The 15677-nt window shown below is 65.4% G+C and carries 14 protein-coding genes; 7 read left to right on the top strand and 7 right to left on the bottom strand.

The genetic code is table 11. The annotated features are described in order from the left end of the window. Positions 1–134: 134 nt before the first annotated feature. The 5 genes from AABB87_RS18440 to uraH all read right to left on the bottom strand — a co-directional run bounded on the left by AABB87_RS18440 (position 135) and on the right by uraH (position 4557). The gene (locus tag AABB87_RS18440; protein ID WP_341972728.1) at positions 135–926 is read right to left on the bottom strand and encodes a Crp/Fnr family transcriptional regulator; all 792 of its coding nucleotides are present in this window, start codon (positions 924–926) and stop codon (positions 135–137) included. A 96-nt stretch (positions 927–1022) separates the two neighbouring features. Continuing rightward, positions 1023–2219 carry a urate hydroxylase PuuD gene (locus tag AABB87_RS18435; RefSeq protein WP_341972727.1) on the bottom strand — a complete coding sequence of 399 codons (1197 nt, stop codon included), beginning with the start codon at positions 2217–2219 and terminating at the stop codon, positions 1023–1025. A gap of 36 nt (positions 2220–2255) precedes the next feature. Beyond that, a complete protein-coding gene (locus tag AABB87_RS18430) occupies positions 2256–3206 on the bottom strand; it encodes a caspase family protein (protein WP_341972726.1) in 951 nt (316 codons plus the stop codon). Positions 3207–3352: 146 nt separating this feature from the next. Next, on the bottom strand, positions 3353–4204 hold the full coding sequence (xdhC, locus tag AABB87_RS18425) for a xanthine dehydrogenase accessory protein XdhC (RefSeq protein WP_341972725.1): 852 nt from the start codon (positions 4202–4204) through the stop codon (positions 3353–3355). Beyond that, positions 4204–4557, bottom strand: a complete 354-nt coding sequence (uraH, locus tag AABB87_RS18420; RefSeq protein WP_058718494.1) for a hydroxyisourate hydrolase — start codon at positions 4555–4557, stop codon at positions 4204–4206. Before uraH ends, xdhC begins: the two co-directional genes overlap by 1 nt. A 77-nt stretch (positions 4558–4634) precedes the next feature. On the opposite strand from uraH, the gene puuE reads away from it, so the two are divergent. The 7 genes from puuE (at position 4635) to AABB87_RS18385 (ending at position 13015) form a co-directional block, all read left to right on the top strand. After that, positions 4635–5600: an allantoinase PuuE gene (puuE, locus tag AABB87_RS18415; RefSeq protein WP_341972724.1), complete on the top strand. Its 966-nt coding sequence runs from the start codon at positions 4635–4637 to the stop codon at positions 5598–5600. Positions 5601–5606: 6 nt separating this feature from the next. Beyond that, positions 5607–7409, top strand: coding sequence for a 2-oxo-4-hydroxy-4-carboxy-5-ureidoimidazoline decarboxylase (gene uraD / locus AABB87_RS18410; RefSeq protein ID WP_341972723.1), 1803 nt, complete (start codon positions 5607–5609; stop codon positions 7407–7409). Next, positions 7406–8659, top strand: a complete 1254-nt coding sequence (locus AABB87_RS18405) for a M20/M25/M40 family metallo-hydrolase (RefSeq protein ID WP_341972722.1) — start codon at positions 7406–7408, stop codon at positions 8657–8659. The genes uraD and AABB87_RS18405 overlap by 4 nt, the downstream gene beginning before the upstream one ends. Before the next feature lie 152 nt (positions 8660–8811). Continuing rightward, positions 8812–9324 (top strand): copper chaperone PCu(A)C, encoded by a 513-nt coding sequence (locus tag AABB87_RS18400; protein ID WP_341972721.1) that lies wholly within the window; start codon positions 8812–8814, stop codon positions 9322–9324. 14 nt (positions 9325–9338) lie between these two features. Beyond that, positions 9339–9797, top strand: coding sequence for a DUF2946 domain-containing protein (locus AABB87_RS18395; RefSeq protein ID WP_341972720.1), 459 nt, complete (start codon positions 9339–9341; stop codon positions 9795–9797). Between the two features lie 114 nt (positions 9798–9911). After that, the gene (locus tag AABB87_RS18390; RefSeq protein WP_341972719.1) at positions 9912–12413 is read left to right on the top strand and encodes a TonB-dependent receptor; all 2502 of its coding nucleotides are present in this window, start codon (positions 9912–9914) and stop codon (positions 12411–12413) included. A 17-nt stretch (positions 12414–12430) separates the two neighbouring features. Beyond that, entirely contained in the window at positions 12431–13015 is a 585-nt protein-coding gene (locus AABB87_RS18385) for a YcnI family copper-binding membrane protein (protein WP_341972718.1), read from the top strand. A 496-nt stretch (positions 13016–13511) separates the two neighbouring features. Here the strand turns inward: AABB87_RS18385 and AABB87_RS18380 are convergent, their stop codons facing one another. Continuing rightward, a complete protein-coding gene (locus AABB87_RS18380) occupies positions 13512–14759 on the bottom strand; it encodes a class I SAM-dependent methyltransferase (protein ID WP_341972717.1) in 1248 nt (415 codons plus the stop codon). Positions 14760–15026: 267 nt separating this feature from the next. Continuing rightward, on the bottom strand, positions 15027–15659 hold the full coding sequence (locus tag AABB87_RS18375) for an NF038129 family PEP-CTERM protein (protein WP_341972716.1): 633 nt from the start codon (positions 15657–15659) through the stop codon (positions 15027–15029). Positions 15660–15677: the final 18 nt, after the last annotated feature.

The raw sequence follows: 15677 nt of genomic DNA, 5'->3' as shown, positions 1-15677 counted from the left end.
CGGATGGCTGCGGGTCGATACAGCTGACCCTCAGGAACAGTCTAAGCGCGAGGACGCGGTGCCGGATCAAGAAATGGCGGAATTAAATGGCGGAATTGGTGGGTGGAATTGATGGGCGCAATCCGCGCCCGCACTCAAGCTTGCGCCAGGGCGCGCAAATCGGCCAGTTTGAGCAGCTTGATGGAGTAGCCCTTGACCTCAATCAGCCCCGCCGCCATCAGCTGACGCAGCAGGCGCGACAGCGTCTCGGGCGTGATGGCCAGTTGCGCCGCCAGCTCCCGCTTGCGCTCGCGCAGTGCCACCTCGCCGGCCGGTGCGGCCATGCGTTGCAGCAACCAGCTGATCAGGCGCTTTTGCGCATCTTTGGCCATCAGATCATGGGTGGCGCCGGTCAGGCTTTGCACCGTTTGCGCCAGCGCCAGCATGAAGCGGTCCTGCAGATCCGGGTAGCGATGCAGCAGCGGGCGCAAGCTCTTCACCGGCAATTCCAGCAAGAGCGCCGGGCCCATGGCTTGCGCGTCCTGGGTATGGCCTTGGCCGACCCAGGCGCTGCTGATGTCCAGCCAGGCGGGGCCGTGGGCGCTGCGTTCGAGGTGAAACTGGCCTTGCGGGCCGATAGAGCCCAGGCCCACCACGCCGTCCAGCACCGCGATCACATGATCGGCCCGGGTTTGGCTGCGAAACACCGATTCGGCCGCCACCACCGGGCGCAAGCGCACCAGCTCGGTCAAGGCGCGCATTTCGGAGTCGGCCACAGCTTGGCCGCCCAGTAGTTGCAGCCAATGCTCGGCCTTGATGCCGCTCTGCGCTTTGGCCGCACTCGCGGCAACGGCCCGCGGCGAAGCCTGTGATGGCCTCGCCTTGCTGCGCAGGGCCGCGGGCAAGACGAAGGATTCCACGGCTGAGGGGTCTGGAAGTCGGTGCATACCGACACTGTCAGGCAAAGCCGCTCCGCTGTCTTTGAGCGAAGTCAAACGCGGGCACGGCGGCGGCGCCGGGCCCCTAGCCCTGTTCAGGGGGTATCAGTGCGGCAGGCTGGTGAACCAGCGCCCGAGCAAATCGCGCTCGTCCGCCGTGATCTGGGTGGCGTTATTCAGCGGCATGAGCTTGAGCACCACCGCCTGCTGATGCAGGGCCTGGGCGTTTTGCAGCACCGCCTCGGGCGTGTCCAGGCGAATGCCTTTTTGCGCAATTTGCGCGTTGTGACACATCACACAGCGTTCGCTCAGCACCGCCTGCACCTGGGCCTGCGTGGGCGGCGCAGTCGCTGCGCTGGCCTCAGTTTTCATCTGCGGCGAGGGCGCCAAGGCGATCACCAAGGCCACTAAGAGCCCCAGCGCCGCGACGATCAGCCCCCAAGCATTCACGCCCTTGTGCCGTTTGACGAAGTACATGCGCACCAGCACGCCAATGGCCATCAAGGTGATCAGCACCGCCCAATTCCAGGCCGCGCTGTAAAGCATGCCGTAGTGATTGCTCAGCATGGCTGCGAGCACCGGCAGGCCGAAATAGGTGTTGTGCACGCTGCGCTGCTTGCCGCGCTGGCCGTAGATGGGATTGACTTGGCGGCCGGCGCGTATATCGGCGATGACCTGCTTTTGGCCCGGGATGATCCAGAACAGCACATTGGCGCTCATCATGGTGGCCATCATGGCACCGATGATGATGAAGGCCGCGCGGCCCGCAAACAGCTGGCAGGCGGCCCAAGTCGCCAGCGCCACAAACACCGCGACCAGGCCCAGCACCAGGCCGTCATTGCCGATTTGCCCGTCGCGCTCATGGCCGAAGCGGCGGCAGATCTGGTCGTAGACCAACCAGCCCGCAGCCAAAAAGCCCAGCGCCGTGGCCACTGCCGCAGGCACCGACCAAGCATGGACGCGCGGGTCGATCAAAAAGCTGCTGGCATTGAAGAGATACAGCACCACGAAGAGCGCAAAGCCGCTCATCCAGGTCCAGTAGCTCTCCCAGTAAAACCAGTGCAGATGCTGCGGCAGATCGGGCGGCGCCACCATGTACTTCTGCGGGTTGTAGAAACCACCGCCGTGCACGGCCCACAACTCACCATCCACACCGCGAGCCAGCAAGTCGGGCCGGGTCGGTTTGAGCAGATGGTTGTCCAGCCAGACAAAGTAGAACGAGGCGCCTATCCAAGCGATCACCGTCACCAGGTGCAAGCAGCGCAGCAGTAGATTGGCCCAGTCGAGTAGATATCCTTCCATCGGGCCAGTCTAATGCAGCCGCTGAATGCCACAGCCTCAAACGCTGAAGGGCGCTTGCTTGATGAAGGCCGCGGAAGAGCCCAGCACAAACAAATTGGGCGACTGCGTAGCAGGCAAACCGGCGCGAATGCGCTGATGGAACAAGTTGTAGTCGCCCTTGAACTTACCCTGGTTCCAGACCTTGAGCAGGCTCTCGGTGAAGGCGCCGTTGTGCAGCCCGTCCATCGAGGTTTGATTGTCCTGGCAGCCCGAGATCAGCAGCACCGAGGGCTTGAAGGCGCCCACCAAGGCCGTGGCATGCGCCGCCGCGCCAACTTGCGACAGCTGGGCCAGCGCCGCATCGGGGTCAACCACCGCGCTCTTGCGCGCGGCCGCGGCCTTGGCCACATCGGCCTGTAGCTTGTCGTAAAACGCCTGGTGAGCGGTGTAGACCCGCAGCGCCACGGCGGGCGGCATCAAGCGCGCACCCTGGCCCAGTGGCGCGGGCGGTGGCGGTAGGGCTCGCGTGACGGTGCCGCTGTGGCAGCTGTCCGACAGCACCAGCACGCGCACGCCGGTGGCGAAGCTGCTCAGCTCGAAATACAGCTCATCATCGATCAGCTGTCCGTCGTACAAGCACCAAGTCTCGTCCTTGCGGTCGGGCTCATCGCCATTGGCATCCGGCATCTGGCCGCCATGGCCGGAATAGCTGAGCATGAAGAAATCGCCCGCCTTCAGCGCCTTCGCGGCGGCGCGCAGATGGCTCAGCACGGCCGCGCGGGTGGCCTTTTTTGTCAGCAAGGTGCTGGGCTTCATACCGCGGCTCTTGGCCAGGGCGCTCATATCGTTGGCATCGAACTCACAAGCGGCCAAGGGGCCGTCCCAGCCGCCGTAGGCCGATGGATTGACGGCATTCAGGCCGATATGCAGCGACAGCGCCTTGGGCTTGGCAGCAAGCGCGGCCTTGCTGGGAACAGGCTTGCTTGCTGAGACGGTTTTACTGGCCATGGAAAACTCTCCTACCTGGTTGTGCCGCAATCCAAAAGCCATTGGCGTCCCGCCAATGTGCCCGCCAATGAGTTGGTCTCAGGTAGCCGCTGCGGCAGAGCGACTCGGGGCGTCCGCCGCATCATCGTCCATCGGCTCGCCCTGGTCTAGCGACTAGCACTGCCCCAAATCTGCATGAGTTGCGCCGCCACCGCCAGCGCAATCACCTCCGGCTGCTTGCCGCTGATGCCGGGCACGCCGATGGGGCAACACACACCCGCCAACTCGGCCTCACTGAAGCCACGCCCCAACAGGCGCTGGCGAAAGCTGGCCCATTTGCTCTTGCTGCCGATCAGGCCGATGAAGCCGAGATCGTCGCGCTCCCGCCTGCGCTGCAAGCAAGCGGCGACCAGCTCGATATCCTCAAAATGACTGAAGCTCATGATCAACACCAGCGAGCCCGGCGCCAAAGTGGCCACCGCGCGCTGCACCGGATCGGAGTGTTCGGCATGGACCTTGGCGGGCAAGCTTGCCGGAAAATCCTCCGCCCGGCTATCCAGCCAATGCACCCGGCAAGGCAGGCGGCTCAGCTGATCCACCAAGGCGCGCCCGACATGGCCGTTGCCGAACAAGGCCACCGGCATCAATTCCGCCTCTGGCGGGGTCAGGCTTTGCCGCAAGACCTGGCACTCCGCCTCGCTCATGGCGGGGTCAGCAGGCCCCGGCAGATAGCGCATGCTCACGGTGACCGCGCCGCCGCAGCATTGACCCAGGCTCGGCCCCAACGCAAAACGGCGCGAGACCGTATCGCGTTCGCCGCCGCCCAGTCGCGCGCGCGCCCAGGCCATGGCCTCGAATTCCAGCTGTCCGCCGCCCACCGAGCCGAGCGAAAAACCGTCCAGGCCCACGGCCATCCAGGCACCAACCTCGCGCGGGCCGCTGCCTTCCAGCCGGCTGACTTGCAGCAATTGCAGGGGCTGGCTGCGCAGGCGCAGCAGCAATTTCTCGAACGTGTCCATCAGCTCCCGCGATAGGTCGAATAGCTCCAGGGGCTGGTCAGCAAGGGCACGTGATAGTGAAGCGCCACATCGGCCAGGCCGAAATCCAGCGGCACCTGATCCAGGAAGGCCGGCTCGGGCAAGACCACGCCGGCACGGCGGAAATAGTCGGCCACCTCGAACACCAGGCGATAGCGGCCGACCTGACACTCGGCCCCGCTGAGCAGGGGCGCATCGGCCCGCCCGTCGGCATTCAGCGCCAGCGTTTGCAGCAGAACGGCCTGCTCGCCGTCTAGGCGATACAAGCGCACGGCCATGCCGGCGGCTGGCCGACCGTGCATGGTGTCCAACACATGGGTGGTGAGTTTGCCCATTGATTTTTCTCCCTCGCCAAGACTCGGGCCACTTGACCCATAAACTGCACAGCAGTGTAGGCAAAGCAGCGCAGCCCATGAATAGCAAGCTCCCATCCAGTGCCAGTAACTACCCTCGCGACCTGATCGGTTACGGCGAAAAGCCGCCGCATGCGCAATGGCCAGGCCAGGCCCGCATCGCCGTGCAGTTCGTCTTGAACTATGAAGAAGGCGCCGAAATGTCGGTGCTGCATGGCGATACCGGCTCCGAGCAGTTTCTGTCCGAGATGGCCAACCCGCCGGCCTATCCGGCGCGCCACCTCAGCATGGAGAGCATTTACGAATACGGCTCACGCGCCGGCGTGTGGCGCCTGCTGCGGGAGTTCGAATCACGCGCCCTGCCGCTCACCGTGTTCGCAGTGGCGCAAGCGCTGCAACGCCACCCCGAGCTGAGCCAGGCGCTGCAGCAAATGAACCACGAAATCGCCTGCCACGGTTGGCGCTGGCTCAATCACCAAACCATGCCCGAGGCGCAAGAGCGCGCCGAGATCGAGCTGGCCATGGACAGCCTGCAGCGCCTGACCGGCGAGCGCCCGTCCGGCTGGTACACCGGCCGCGACAGCCCAAACACCCGCCGCCTGGTGGCCGACTACGGCGGCTTTGAGTACGACAGCGACTACTACGGCGACGATTTGCCCTTCTGGCTGCAGGTGCGCAAGACCGACGGCCAACTCAGCCCACACCTCGTGGTGCCCTACACCCTCGATTGCAACGATATGCGCTTCGCCCTGCCGCAGGGCTTCTCGCATGGCGACGAGTTTTTTGAGTACCTGCGCGACAGCTTCGATGTGCTCTACGCCGAAGGCCAGGACGCACCCAAGATGATGAGCATCGGCATGCACTGCCGCTTGCTCGGCCGCCCCGGGCGTATGCGCGCCCTGCAGCGCTTTTTGGACCATATCGACCGGCATGAGCGGGTCTGGGTCTGCCGCCGTGTGGACATCGCCCGCCATTGGCGCGCCACCCATCCGTTTGACGCCGCCACGGCCTTTGTCTGGGAGTGAATGCTGATGAGTCAATGCCTGAGTTTTGAGGACCTCAACGGCGCCAGCGAGGCCGGCTTCGCGGCCCTGCTGGAGGGTGTGTACGAGCATTCGCCCTGGGTCGCCCAGGGTGCGGCGCTAGCGCGCCCTTTCCGCAGCCTCGCCCAGCTCAAACAGGCCCTGGCAGATGTCGTCAGCCAAGCCGGGCGCGAAGCGCAGCTCTTGCTGATTCGCGCCCACCCCGAGCTGGCCGGCAAGGCCATGGCCCAGCAAACGCTCACCGCTGAATCCAGCAGCGAGCAAGAACGCGCCGGGCTGGGCCACTGCACGCCGGAAGAGTTGGCGCGCATCCAAAGCCTCAACCAAGCCTATAACGAGAAATTCGGCTGGCCCTTCATCTTGGCGGTGCGCGGCCCGCGCGGCATCGGCCTGCGCCGCCGCGACATCATCGACACCCTGGCCCGCCGCCTGCAGGCCCAGCCTGAGCAGGAACTGGCCGAGTGCCTGCGCCAGATTCACCGCATTGCCGAACTGCGCTTGAATGACAAGTTTGGCGTCGAGCCCACCCTGGGCCAGCAGGTCTGGGACTGGGCGGAAGAGTTGGCCGCGCACACCGATGCCGAGTTCCGCCCGCTGGGCCAGCTCACCGTCACCTACCTCAGCGAAGCGCACCAGACCGTGATGCGCCGCCTGCAGTGGTGGATGGCACAAGAGTGCGGTTTTGACGAAGTGAACATCGACGCGGTGGGCAATGTGGTGGGTGTTTATCACGGCAGCTCACCCAAGGCCAAACGCCTGCTGACCGGCTCGCACTACGACACCGTGCGCAATGCCGGCCGCTACGACGGCCGCCTGGGCATCTTCACCGCCATGGCTGCCGTGCGTGAACTGCACCGCGCCGGGCGGCGCCTGCCCTTTGGCATCGAGCTGGTGGCTTTTGCCGAGGAAGAGGGGCAGCGCTACCCCGCCACCTTCTTGGCCGCCAGCGCCCTGACCGGCCAGTTCGACCCGGCCTGGCTGGAGCAGACCGACGATCAAGGCATCAGCATGCGCAGCGCCATGCAGGCCGCCGGTTTGCCGGGCACGCTGGAGGCCATCCAGGCGCTGCGGCGCGAGCCCGGCCAGTACCTGGGCTTTGTCGAAGTGCATATCGAACAAGGGCCGGTGCTCAATGAACTGAATCTGCCCCTGGGCATCGTCAGCTCCATCAACGGCAGCCTGCGCTACTGCGGCGTGATTCAAGGCCAGGCCGCGCATGCCGGCACCACGCCGATGAACCGCCGGCGTGACGCCGCTGCCGCCGTGGCCGAGCTGATTCTGTATGTGGAGCAACGCGCCAGCGCCACAGCCGCGAGCGCCGGCACTGTCGGCACCGTGGGCATGTTGCAAGTGCCGGCGGGCTCCATCAATGTGGTGCCGGGGCGCTGCCAATTCAGCCTCGACCTGCGCGCCACCAGCAATGCCGCGCGCGACGCGCTGGACGCCGACGTGCGCCAGGCCCTGGCCGACATCTGCCTGCGCCGTGGCCTGCAGCACAGCCTGGAATTGACCATGTCCGCCAGCGCCGCCCCCAGCGACGCTGCCTGGCAAGCGCGCTGGGAGCAAGCCGTCAGCGGCCTGGGCCTGCCCCTGCACCGCATGCCCAGTGGCGCCGGGCACGACGCGATGAAGCTGCACGAGCGCATGCCCCAAGCCATGCTGTTTGTGCGCGGCGGCAACGAAGGCATCAGCCACAACCCATTGGAAACCGTCAGCAGCGATGACGCGCAGCTGGCAGTGCAGGCCCTGCAAAGCCTGCTTGAACACATGAGCAAGGAGACGGCCGCATGAGCAGCTGGTTTGAACAAAGCGACGCCTGGATTGATGCCCACTTCGCGGAAGAAGTGGCTTTTCTGCAAGCCCTGGTGCAAGTACCCACCGACACCCCGCCGGGCAATAACGCCCCCCATGCACGGCGCAGCGCCGAGCTGCTGGAGGCCATGGGCCTGGCCACTGAACAGCACCCCGTGCCCGCGCCCCTGGTGCAGGCGCAAGGCATGGCGTCCATCACCAATCTGATCGTGCGGCGGCGCTACCAAGAAGGCGGCCCGGTGCTGGCCCTCAATGCCCACGGCGATGTGGTGCCGCCCGGTGAGGGCTGGACGCATGAGCCTTATGGCGGCGAGGTCGCTGGCGACCTGGAAAGCGGCCAGCTCTACGGCCGCGCCGCTGCCGTCAGCAAGAGCGATTTCGCCAGCTACACCTTCGCCCTGCGCGCGCTCGAAGCCATGCAGGCGCGCGGCGCGGCCCTGCGCGGCGGGGTGGAGCTGCACTTCACCTACGACGAAGAGTTTGGCGGCGAACTGGGCCCCGGCTGGCTGCTCAAGCAAGGCCTGAGCAAGCCCGACCTGCTGATTGCTGCTGGCTTCAGCTACCAGGTCATCACCGCCCACAACGGCTGCTTGCAAATGGAAGTGACCGTGCTGGGCCAGGCCGCGCATGCCGCCTATCCCGACAGCGGTGTCGATGCGCTGCAGGCCAGCGTTGCCCTGCTGAACGCGCTGTACGCGCAGAACACGCGTTATCGGCAGATCAGCTCGCAGGTGCCGGGCATCACCCACCCCTATCTGAATGTGGGCCGCATCGAGGGCGGCAGCAACACCAATGTGGTGCCGGGCCGGGTTACGTTCAAGCTGGACCGCCGCATGATCCCCGAGGAAGACCCGGTGGCGGTGGAGGCCGATCTGCGCCGCCTGATCCGCGACACGGCGGCCGGCCTGCCCGGCATCACGGTCGAGATCAAGCGCTTGCTGCTGGCCCATTCGCTCAAGCCCCTGCCGGGCAATGAGGCCCTGGTGGCCGCCCTGCAAAAGCATGGCGAGACGGTGTTTGGCGAGCCGATTCCCACCTCGGGCACGCCGCTCTACACCGATGTGCGCCTTTACGGCGCCCAGGGCATACCGGCGGCCATCTACGGCGCCGGCCCGCGCACCGTGCTGGAAAGCAATGCCAAACGCGCCGATGAGCATGTGCAACTGGCCGACCTGCGGCGCGCCACCAAGGTGGTGGCCCGCACGCTGCTGGAGTTGCTGCAGGCTTGAGCGAGCTGGCCTGCCGACCGAAAGGCCAGCGGGCGCCTGCCGCCCATCGACCAAAGCCGACTTGAAGCGGCGCCGTCGAACTGGTCCACAATTTGCGCCACCGCCCCCGCACTCGCGGGTCGGTGCACACCATTTTTCCGGAGCTTTTGAGCATGTCTACATTCATCACACGGCCACTGGGCGCCGCCTTGCTGGGCCTGGGCCTCACTTTGCTGAGCGCAGCATCGGTGCAAGCGCAACAGGTCGAAGTCAAAGACGCCTGGGTGCGCGCCACCGTGGCGCAGCAAAAAGCCACCGGCGCCTTCTTCAAGCTCAGCGCCAAGGCCGACTGCCGCTTGGTCGAGGTGCGCTCGCCGGTTGCCAATGTGGTGGAAGTGCATGAGATGGCGATGGAAGGCACGACCATGAAAATGCGCGCCGTGCCCGCGCTGGACCTGCCCGCCGGCAAGACGGTGGAGCTCAAGCCCGGCAGCTATCACGTCATGCTGATGGACTTGAAGGCCCCGGTGGCCGCCGGCGATAGCGTGCCGCTCACCCTGGTGTTCGAAGGCGCGGACAAGAAGCGCGAAACCATCGAGATCAAGGCCGAGGTGCGCCAAATGGGCACCAAGGCCGCCGCCAAACCGGCACCGATGGAAGACGCCCACAAAGGTCATCAGCACTGATTTGATGGCTTGATGTGCAACAAGGCCGCGGCGCTCGCCCCGGCCTTACACTTGCGCCCGTGCTGCTCCGCCCCCACCTTCCCCACCGCTTCGGCCGCTGGCTTGTCCTTGTGACTGTGCTGCTGGCCACGCTCGCGCCGACGCTGTCGCAAGCGCTGGCGCTGGCGCGTGGCGAGGTGATTGTGTGGAGCACGCTGTGCCGCAACTCGGCCGTGTCGCCTCGGGCGGCCGAACTGAGCCTGGCCGAGCAAAGCCGGCCTGAACCGCGTGAGCTCGGCAAGCATGGCCTGTTCGAGCATTGCCCGTTCTGCGCCCTGCAGACGCAAGACCTGGCCCCGCCACCCGGCAGCCCCATGCTCACCCTGCCGCCCAGCGGCCTGAGCTTTGAGATGCCCGAGCGCTTTTACAGCGCCCCCAGCAGCGCCCATGCCTGGGCACCCGCGCAGTCACGCGCCCCGCCTCTGAATCACTGAGTTTTTTGTTTCGCACGACCGCAAGCCCCAGCCACGCGCTGAGTCTGCTTGTGCCGTCGGCCTGCCCCGCGCTTTTTTTGTGCGCGCGGCATCACTCAGTTTTCAAAAGACATCATGACTTCCATGCCTTCCCGCGCGCGCGCCGGTTTTGCGCCGCGCCAGGTCACGCTGGCCTGCGCCCAGCTGTGCCTGACGCTTTGCCTGTCCCCTCTTTCGCCCTTCGCCATGCAGCAAGCCCAGGCTTGCGATGATTGCCCCGAGCACGCGCCCACCCCTGCGAGCGCAGCAGCTGCGCCAGCCGCAACAGCGGCAGCTGCTGCCTCCGGCGCGAGTGCAGACGGCACCGCTGCACCTACCCACAAGCTGGGCCTGGTGCTGGTCAGCGGCAGCGCCACCAGCAGCCTGCCCAGCAATATCCCCACCACGCTGGAGAGCATCACCGGCGTGGAAATCGCCCGCAGCATCAACGCCACCGATGCCGAAGACGCGCTGAAATACCTGCCCAGCCTTTTGGTGCGCAAGCGCTATATCGGCGACTACAACCACGCCGTGCTGTCCACCCGCGCTTCCGGCACGGGCAATAGCGCGCGCTCGCTGGTCTATGCCGACGGCATCCCGCTGAGCAATCTGCTGGGCAATGGCGCCACCTTTACCCCGCGCTGGGGCATGGTGACGCCCGAGGAAATTGAGCGCGTTGATGTGCTTTACGGCCCCTTCTCCGCCGCCTACTCGGGCAACTCCGCCGGCGCGGTGGTGGACTATCAAACCCGTAGCCCCAAGGCCTTGGAGGCCCATGTCAGCCTCGGTCTGTTCAGCCAGCCCTTCGAGCTTTACAGCAGCAAGGCGACCTACCAAGGGCGCCAAGCCAGCGCCTCAATCGGCAGCAAGACCGGGCCGCTGAGCTGGTGGATCAATGTCAACCACCTGGACAGCGATGGCCAGCCGCTGACCTTTATCACCAAGCCTGTGTCGACCACCGCCGCCGGCGCGAGCGCCACCGTGGTGACAGGCGCCGTGCCCGGCTTGGATAAGAGCAATGTGCCCTGGCTGATCATCGGCGCAGGCACGCAGTACAACACCGTGCAAGACCATGCCAAGCTCAAATTGAAACTGGAGCTGACACCCGAGCTGAGCGCCAACGCGGTGCTGGGTTGGTGGGGCAATGAGACCACCGGCAGCAGCACCAGCTATCTGCGCGACAACAGCGGCGCCCCCTTCTACGCGACGGCAGCCAATAGCGGCACGCTCAAGCCAAGCCCAATCAGCATCGACGGCAAGGCCTATACCCTGGCCAGCAATGACTTCGGCCAGAACCGCGACAGCCTGCGCCACCAGATGCAGGGTTTGAGCATCAAAAGCAATGGCCGTGGCGTGTTCGACTTCGAGCTCAGCGCCAGCCGCTACCACTATGACAAGGACCAGTCGCGCTCGCCCCTGACGGCGCGGCCCGGCGCTGACAGCGGCGGCGCTGGTCGGATTGCCGACTTGGCCGGTACCGGCTGGAACACCCTGGCCGCCAAGGCTGTGCTGAGGCCCAGCGGCAGCGCGCATGTGATCGACCTCGGCGCACAGCAAGAGAACTATCACTGGCAGCAGAACACCAGCAACGCGCCCGACTGGCGCGAAGGCGCGCCCAGCAGCTTGTTCACCGCCTTCAGCGGCCGCTCGCGCCTGAGCAGCGTCTACGCCCAAGACGCCTGGAGCATCAGCCCCCAGCTGAAAACCGTGCTGGGCCTGCGCCTGGAGGACTGGCAAGCGGCCGACGGCATGAAGACGGCCGCCAATGGCACGGTGGTCAACTTCGCGCGCCGCAATGAGCAATACGCCTCGCCCAAGGCCGCCATCGGCTATGAGCTGAACAGCGACTGGGCGCTGCGCCTGTCCACCGGCCGCGCCGTGCGCATGCCCACCGTGGGCGAGCTGTATCAGGGCGGCGTCAATGCCAACGGGGTTTATGTGCCTGCTGACCCCAGCACCAACGCTAACCTCAAGCCCGAACAAGGCTGGACCACCGAGCTGAGCGCCACCTGGGTCAAAGACAACCAGCAACTGCGCAGCACCTTGTTCCATGAGGACACGCGCGACGCCTTGTACGCCCAGCTCAGCGTCGACCCCAGCAATGCCAGCAAGACCGTCAGCAGCGTGCAGAACATCGACCGGGTGCGCACACGCGGCTTCGAGCTGGCTTATCTGGCCACCGACCTCGGCGTCCAAGGCCTGGATCTGCAAGCCAGCCTGACCTATGCCGACTCCACCATCCTCACCAATAGCGGCTTCGTCAGCGTGCCCGGCGACACCATCGGCAAGCAGCAGCCGCGCGTGCCCAAATGGCGCTCCAGCGCCTTGCTGAGCTACCAGCTCACACCCGCGCTTGCTGCCAGCTATGGCCTGCGTTACGCCAGCAGCCAGTACGGCACGCTCAATAACAGCGACCCGAACGGCTTTGCCTACCAAGGCTTCAGCAGCTACTTCACCACCGATCTGCGCGTGCAATGGAAGCTGGCCAAGCAATGGACCCTGGCCGGCGGCATCGACAACCTCAACAACGCTCTTTACTGGAACTTCCACCCCTACCCCCAGCGCACCTATCACGCTGAGCTGAAGTTCGATCTGTGAGCCCAAGGACAAACATCATGTTGAAAACAAAGCCGTTTCTGATCACCGCCGCCACGCTGGCCCTGACCATAAGCCTCGCCGCTCAGGCCCACGTCACGCTGGAGCAAGCCGAGGCTGAGGCCGGCCAGAGCTACAAGGCCGTGCTGCGCGTCGGCCATGGCTGTGAAGGCAGCGCCACCACCCGCGTCAGCGTCATCCTGCCGCCGGGTTTTCGCGGTGCCAAGCCCATGCCCAAAGCCGGCTGGCGCCTGGAGACTCGGCGCGAAGCGCTGAGCCAACCCTACGAGAGCCACGGCCGCCGCATCAGCGACGAGTTGGTCGAAGTGAGCTGGACCGCCCAGGGCGAGGACAACTATCTGCAAGACGCCTGGTACGACGAATTCACGGTGCGCGGCAGCTTGCCCAGCGAGGCCAGCGGTCCGCTGTGGTTCAAGGTCAAGCAGCAATGCGTCAAGGGCGAGTGGCTGTGGGTGGAGGTGCCGGCCTCGGGCGATTCCACCCGCGGCCTGAAGGCGCCGGCCGCGCGTTTGATGTTGCGCAAGGCGGGCGCTAGCGCCAACGTTTCGGCGGCGCCAGCAGCATCAGCGACCGCAAAACTGTGACGTTAGGGCGGGCGAGCAGTCGAGCCAGAACTGGGGGGCTTTTGCCGCCCTGCAAATTGCTTGATTTCGCCCGCCTTCTTCCAAGGTTTGCGCCGGCCGCTTGGCGGCGATGATGCATCCATGCCCCGCACTCATCGCCGCGGGGCACCGACCCGAAAGCCTCGCATGCCATCCATCCACTTCCCGCCCTCGCCGCAGCCAGCACCGCAACGCTTGATGCGCCCGGCGCCGGGAAGTCCGCATGCCAGCACGCAACTGCTGCTTGGCTGCCCGCTACCCTGCGGCAGCTAAAGGCGTCTGCACACATCGCCCAGGCCCTGTGTGCTGGCGGCGCCTTGATGCCCAACAGCCCACGCGTGGCCCGCTTTGCCCGCGCTAAACACAGTCTTTGTTCCACACCGCAGCCCCACGCGGCCCTCACGGGCCCTGTCCATGGGCGGTGTCCAGCGCTGCTCCGGCCCCGTGCATGTGATCCATGCCGGGGCCGTCTTTTTTCTTACGCGGCCAGCAAGGTTTCCAGGCACTGCTCACGCAGGCCGTAGAAGCGCTTGATCTCGGCAATCTGCGCCAGCAACTCGGGCCGCGCGGCCGCATGCGCCTCAGCCGCCGCACCGGTCTTCTTGATGGCCAGAATCATCTTGTTCTTGCTGGTGTGCTCAAGCGCGATGAACTCGAACACCTGGGTCTCATAGCCTTCGGCTTCCAGCAAGAGCGCACGCAAGGAGTCGGTCACCATCTCGGCCTCCTGGCCCAGGTGGATGCCATGCTGCAGCATCGGGCGCAGCATCTTGGGCATCTTCATCTGCGGGCGGATCTGCTTGTGGCAGCAGGGTGAGCACATGATGACTTGCGCCCCGGCGCGCAGGCCGAGGTGAATGGCGTAGTCGGTGGCGATGTCGCAGGCGTGCAGAGCAATCATCACGTCCAGCCGCGCCGGGGTATAGGAGCGCACATCGCCTTGATCGAAGCGCAGGCCCGTCAGGCCATGACGAACGGCCGCCGTGCTGCACAGCTTGACCATATCGTCGCGCAGCTCGACGCCGGTGACTTGCGCGTCCTTGCCCTGCTCGCGCAGCCAGTCATACATCGCGAAGGTCAGATAGCCCTTGCCCGAGCCGAAGTCGGCCACATGCACATCGGGGCTGTCAGCCAAGCCCGATGTCTTCAGCGCCGCCGCGAAGATCTCGATGAACTTATTGATCTGCTTCCACTTGCGCGACATGGCCGGCACCAGGGCCGGCTCGCCCTTGAGCTCATGGGTCAGGCCCAGATCCATCCAGAAGGGCTTTTGCAGGGACAAGTAGCGCTGCTTTTCCTTGTCATGCGAAGTCGCCGCGCCAGCGGCGGCCTGCTCAGCCGGAGCCAGGCGCGACACCCGCAGGCTGGGCTTGCCCTTGCGCGAGAAGGCCAGTTGCACCTCTTCGCTCGGGGTGTGCAGATGGGCGTTCTGGAACTGCGTGCCCAAGAGGTCTTGAATCAGCGCCAGCCCTTCCCCCATCGCATGGTTCTTGGTGACGTCCTTGGTTTGGTAGCGCCACAAAAAAGAGAGCTGGCGCTCGCCGCGCAAGACCACCTCGCGCACGGTAAGACGCTCCAGCTTGTCTTCGGCGCCGCTGTACTTGGACAGCAGCAGCTTGTGCAGCGTGCCCTCAGTCACAGCCGTTTGCAGCAGGCGCATAAAGCGCTGGCTGGCATCGGCTTGCGTCACAGGGGCTTGGGCGTCGGGAATCAGATGGGTAAACATGGGGAGGCAAGCAAGGCGGCCGCGGCTGCAGCAGCAACAAGGCCCGATTTTCCGTCATCAGGGCGCAAAGCCCTCAAGCACGCGAGTAATTTAGGCTGGACAGGCCGGCGCAAGACGATCTCACCGCCTTTGGCGCCCCCAGAAGTACTTTAAAGACGCGCACTGCGCCAGCCAGAGAAGACGCCTGAGGTTGATCGCGCTTGCCATGAGAAAAGGGGCCTAAGGCCCCTTTCCATGCTTTTTGAATGCCTGCCGCGCGTGAGCGACTCAGCCGACCTGACGCCGACGCGCCAGGGCGCCCAAGGCCGCCAGACCACCCAACATCAACAAATAGCTGGAGGGCTCAGGCACAGCGGCAGTCACCGAGCTGATGCTGTTGTCCCACTGTTTCAATTGAATGCTGGCGGGCGCTGCGCCGTCCATGGGCATCAGCTCAATCTGAAACAGATTGCCGCCCGGGTTGCCCAGGTATTGGTCCAGGCCGGCGCCGCCCAACAGGCCGACCGCGAAGCTGCTGCCCACATTGCCACTGGTGTTGTAGAAATCGCCCGAGAAGCTGATGTCGAAGCTGAAGCGGCCGCCCAGGGTCACCGCCTGGAACAGATCGTTGTAGCTGGTGCTGTTGCGCAGCACGACGGTGCCGGGCAAGGCGCCAGACACGTCGCCCTCGACCGTGATGACATCGCCCAGCAGGCCGCTGAAGTTGCTCAGCGTGACGCTGGCGCCAACGGCGGGCAGAGGGCCGGGGTTGAATTGAATGTCCAGTGCGGCGCGGCCGCTCATGCCGGTGGTGTTGATCACGGCGTGATAGTCGGCCGCTTGCGCTTGCAGTGCGGCGCAGATCAGGGCCAGGGCGCTCAGGCTGCGCAGCAAGGTGGCGGGGATGTTTTGGTTGAACATAGTGGGTGTCCTTGTGCG

Origin of the sequence: Roseateles sp. PN1, assembly GCF_038419725.1 — a bacterium.
In the GTDB taxonomy this organism is placed as follows: Bacteria; Pseudomonadota; Gammaproteobacteria; order Burkholderiales; family Burkholderiaceae_C; genus Paucibacter_A.
Note: the sequence above shows the minus strand (reverse complement) of the source record. Positions and strands in the feature narration are given on the sequence as shown.

Bases quoted from the DNA above. Each gene is read 5' to 3' on its own strand.
- AABB87_RS18440 (WP_341972728.1), bottom strand. From the start codon at position 926: ATGCACCGACTTCCAGACCCCTCAGCCGTGGAATCCTTCGTCTTGCCC.
- AABB87_RS18435 (WP_341972727.1), bottom strand. From the start codon at position 2,219: ATGGAAGGATATCTACTCGACTGGGCCAATCTACTGCTGCGCTGCTTG.
- AABB87_RS18430 (WP_341972726.1), bottom strand. From the start codon at position 3,206: ATGGCCAGTAAAACCGTCTCAGCAAGCAAGCCTGTTCCCAGCAAGGCC.
- xdhC (WP_341972725.1), bottom strand. From the start codon at position 4,204: ATGGACACGTTCGAGAAATTGCTGCTGCGCCTGCGCAGCCAGCCCCTG.
- uraH (WP_058718494.1), bottom strand. From the start codon at position 4,557: ATGGGCAAACTCACCACCCATGTGTTGGACACCATGCACGGTCGGCCA.
- puuE (WP_341972724.1), top strand. From the start codon at position 4,635: ATGAATAGCAAGCTCCCATCCAGTGCCAGTAACTACCCTCGCGACCTG.
- uraD (WP_341972723.1), top strand. From the start codon at position 5,607: ATGAGTCAATGCCTGAGTTTTGAGGACCTCAACGGCGCCAGCGAGGCC.
- AABB87_RS18405 (WP_341972722.1), top strand. From the start codon at position 7,406: ATGAGCAGCTGGTTTGAACAAAGCGACGCCTGGATTGATGCCCACTTC.
- AABB87_RS18400 (WP_341972721.1), top strand. From the start codon at position 8,812: ATGTCTACATTCATCACACGGCCACTGGGCGCCGCCTTGCTGGGCCTG.
- AABB87_RS18390 (WP_341972719.1), top strand. From the start codon at position 9,912: ATGACTTCCATGCCTTCCCGCGCGCGCGCCGGTTTTGCGCCGCGCCAG.
- AABB87_RS18385 (WP_341972718.1), top strand. From the start codon at position 12,431: ATGTTGAAAACAAAGCCGTTTCTGATCACCGCCGCCACGCTGGCCCTG.
- AABB87_RS18380 (WP_341972717.1), bottom strand. From the start codon at position 14,759: ATGTTTACCCATCTGATTCCCGACGCCCAAGCCCCTGTGACGCAAGCC.
- AABB87_RS18375 (WP_341972716.1), bottom strand. From the start codon at position 15,659: ATGTTCAACCAAAACATCCCCGCCACCTTGCTGCGCAGCCTGAGCGCC.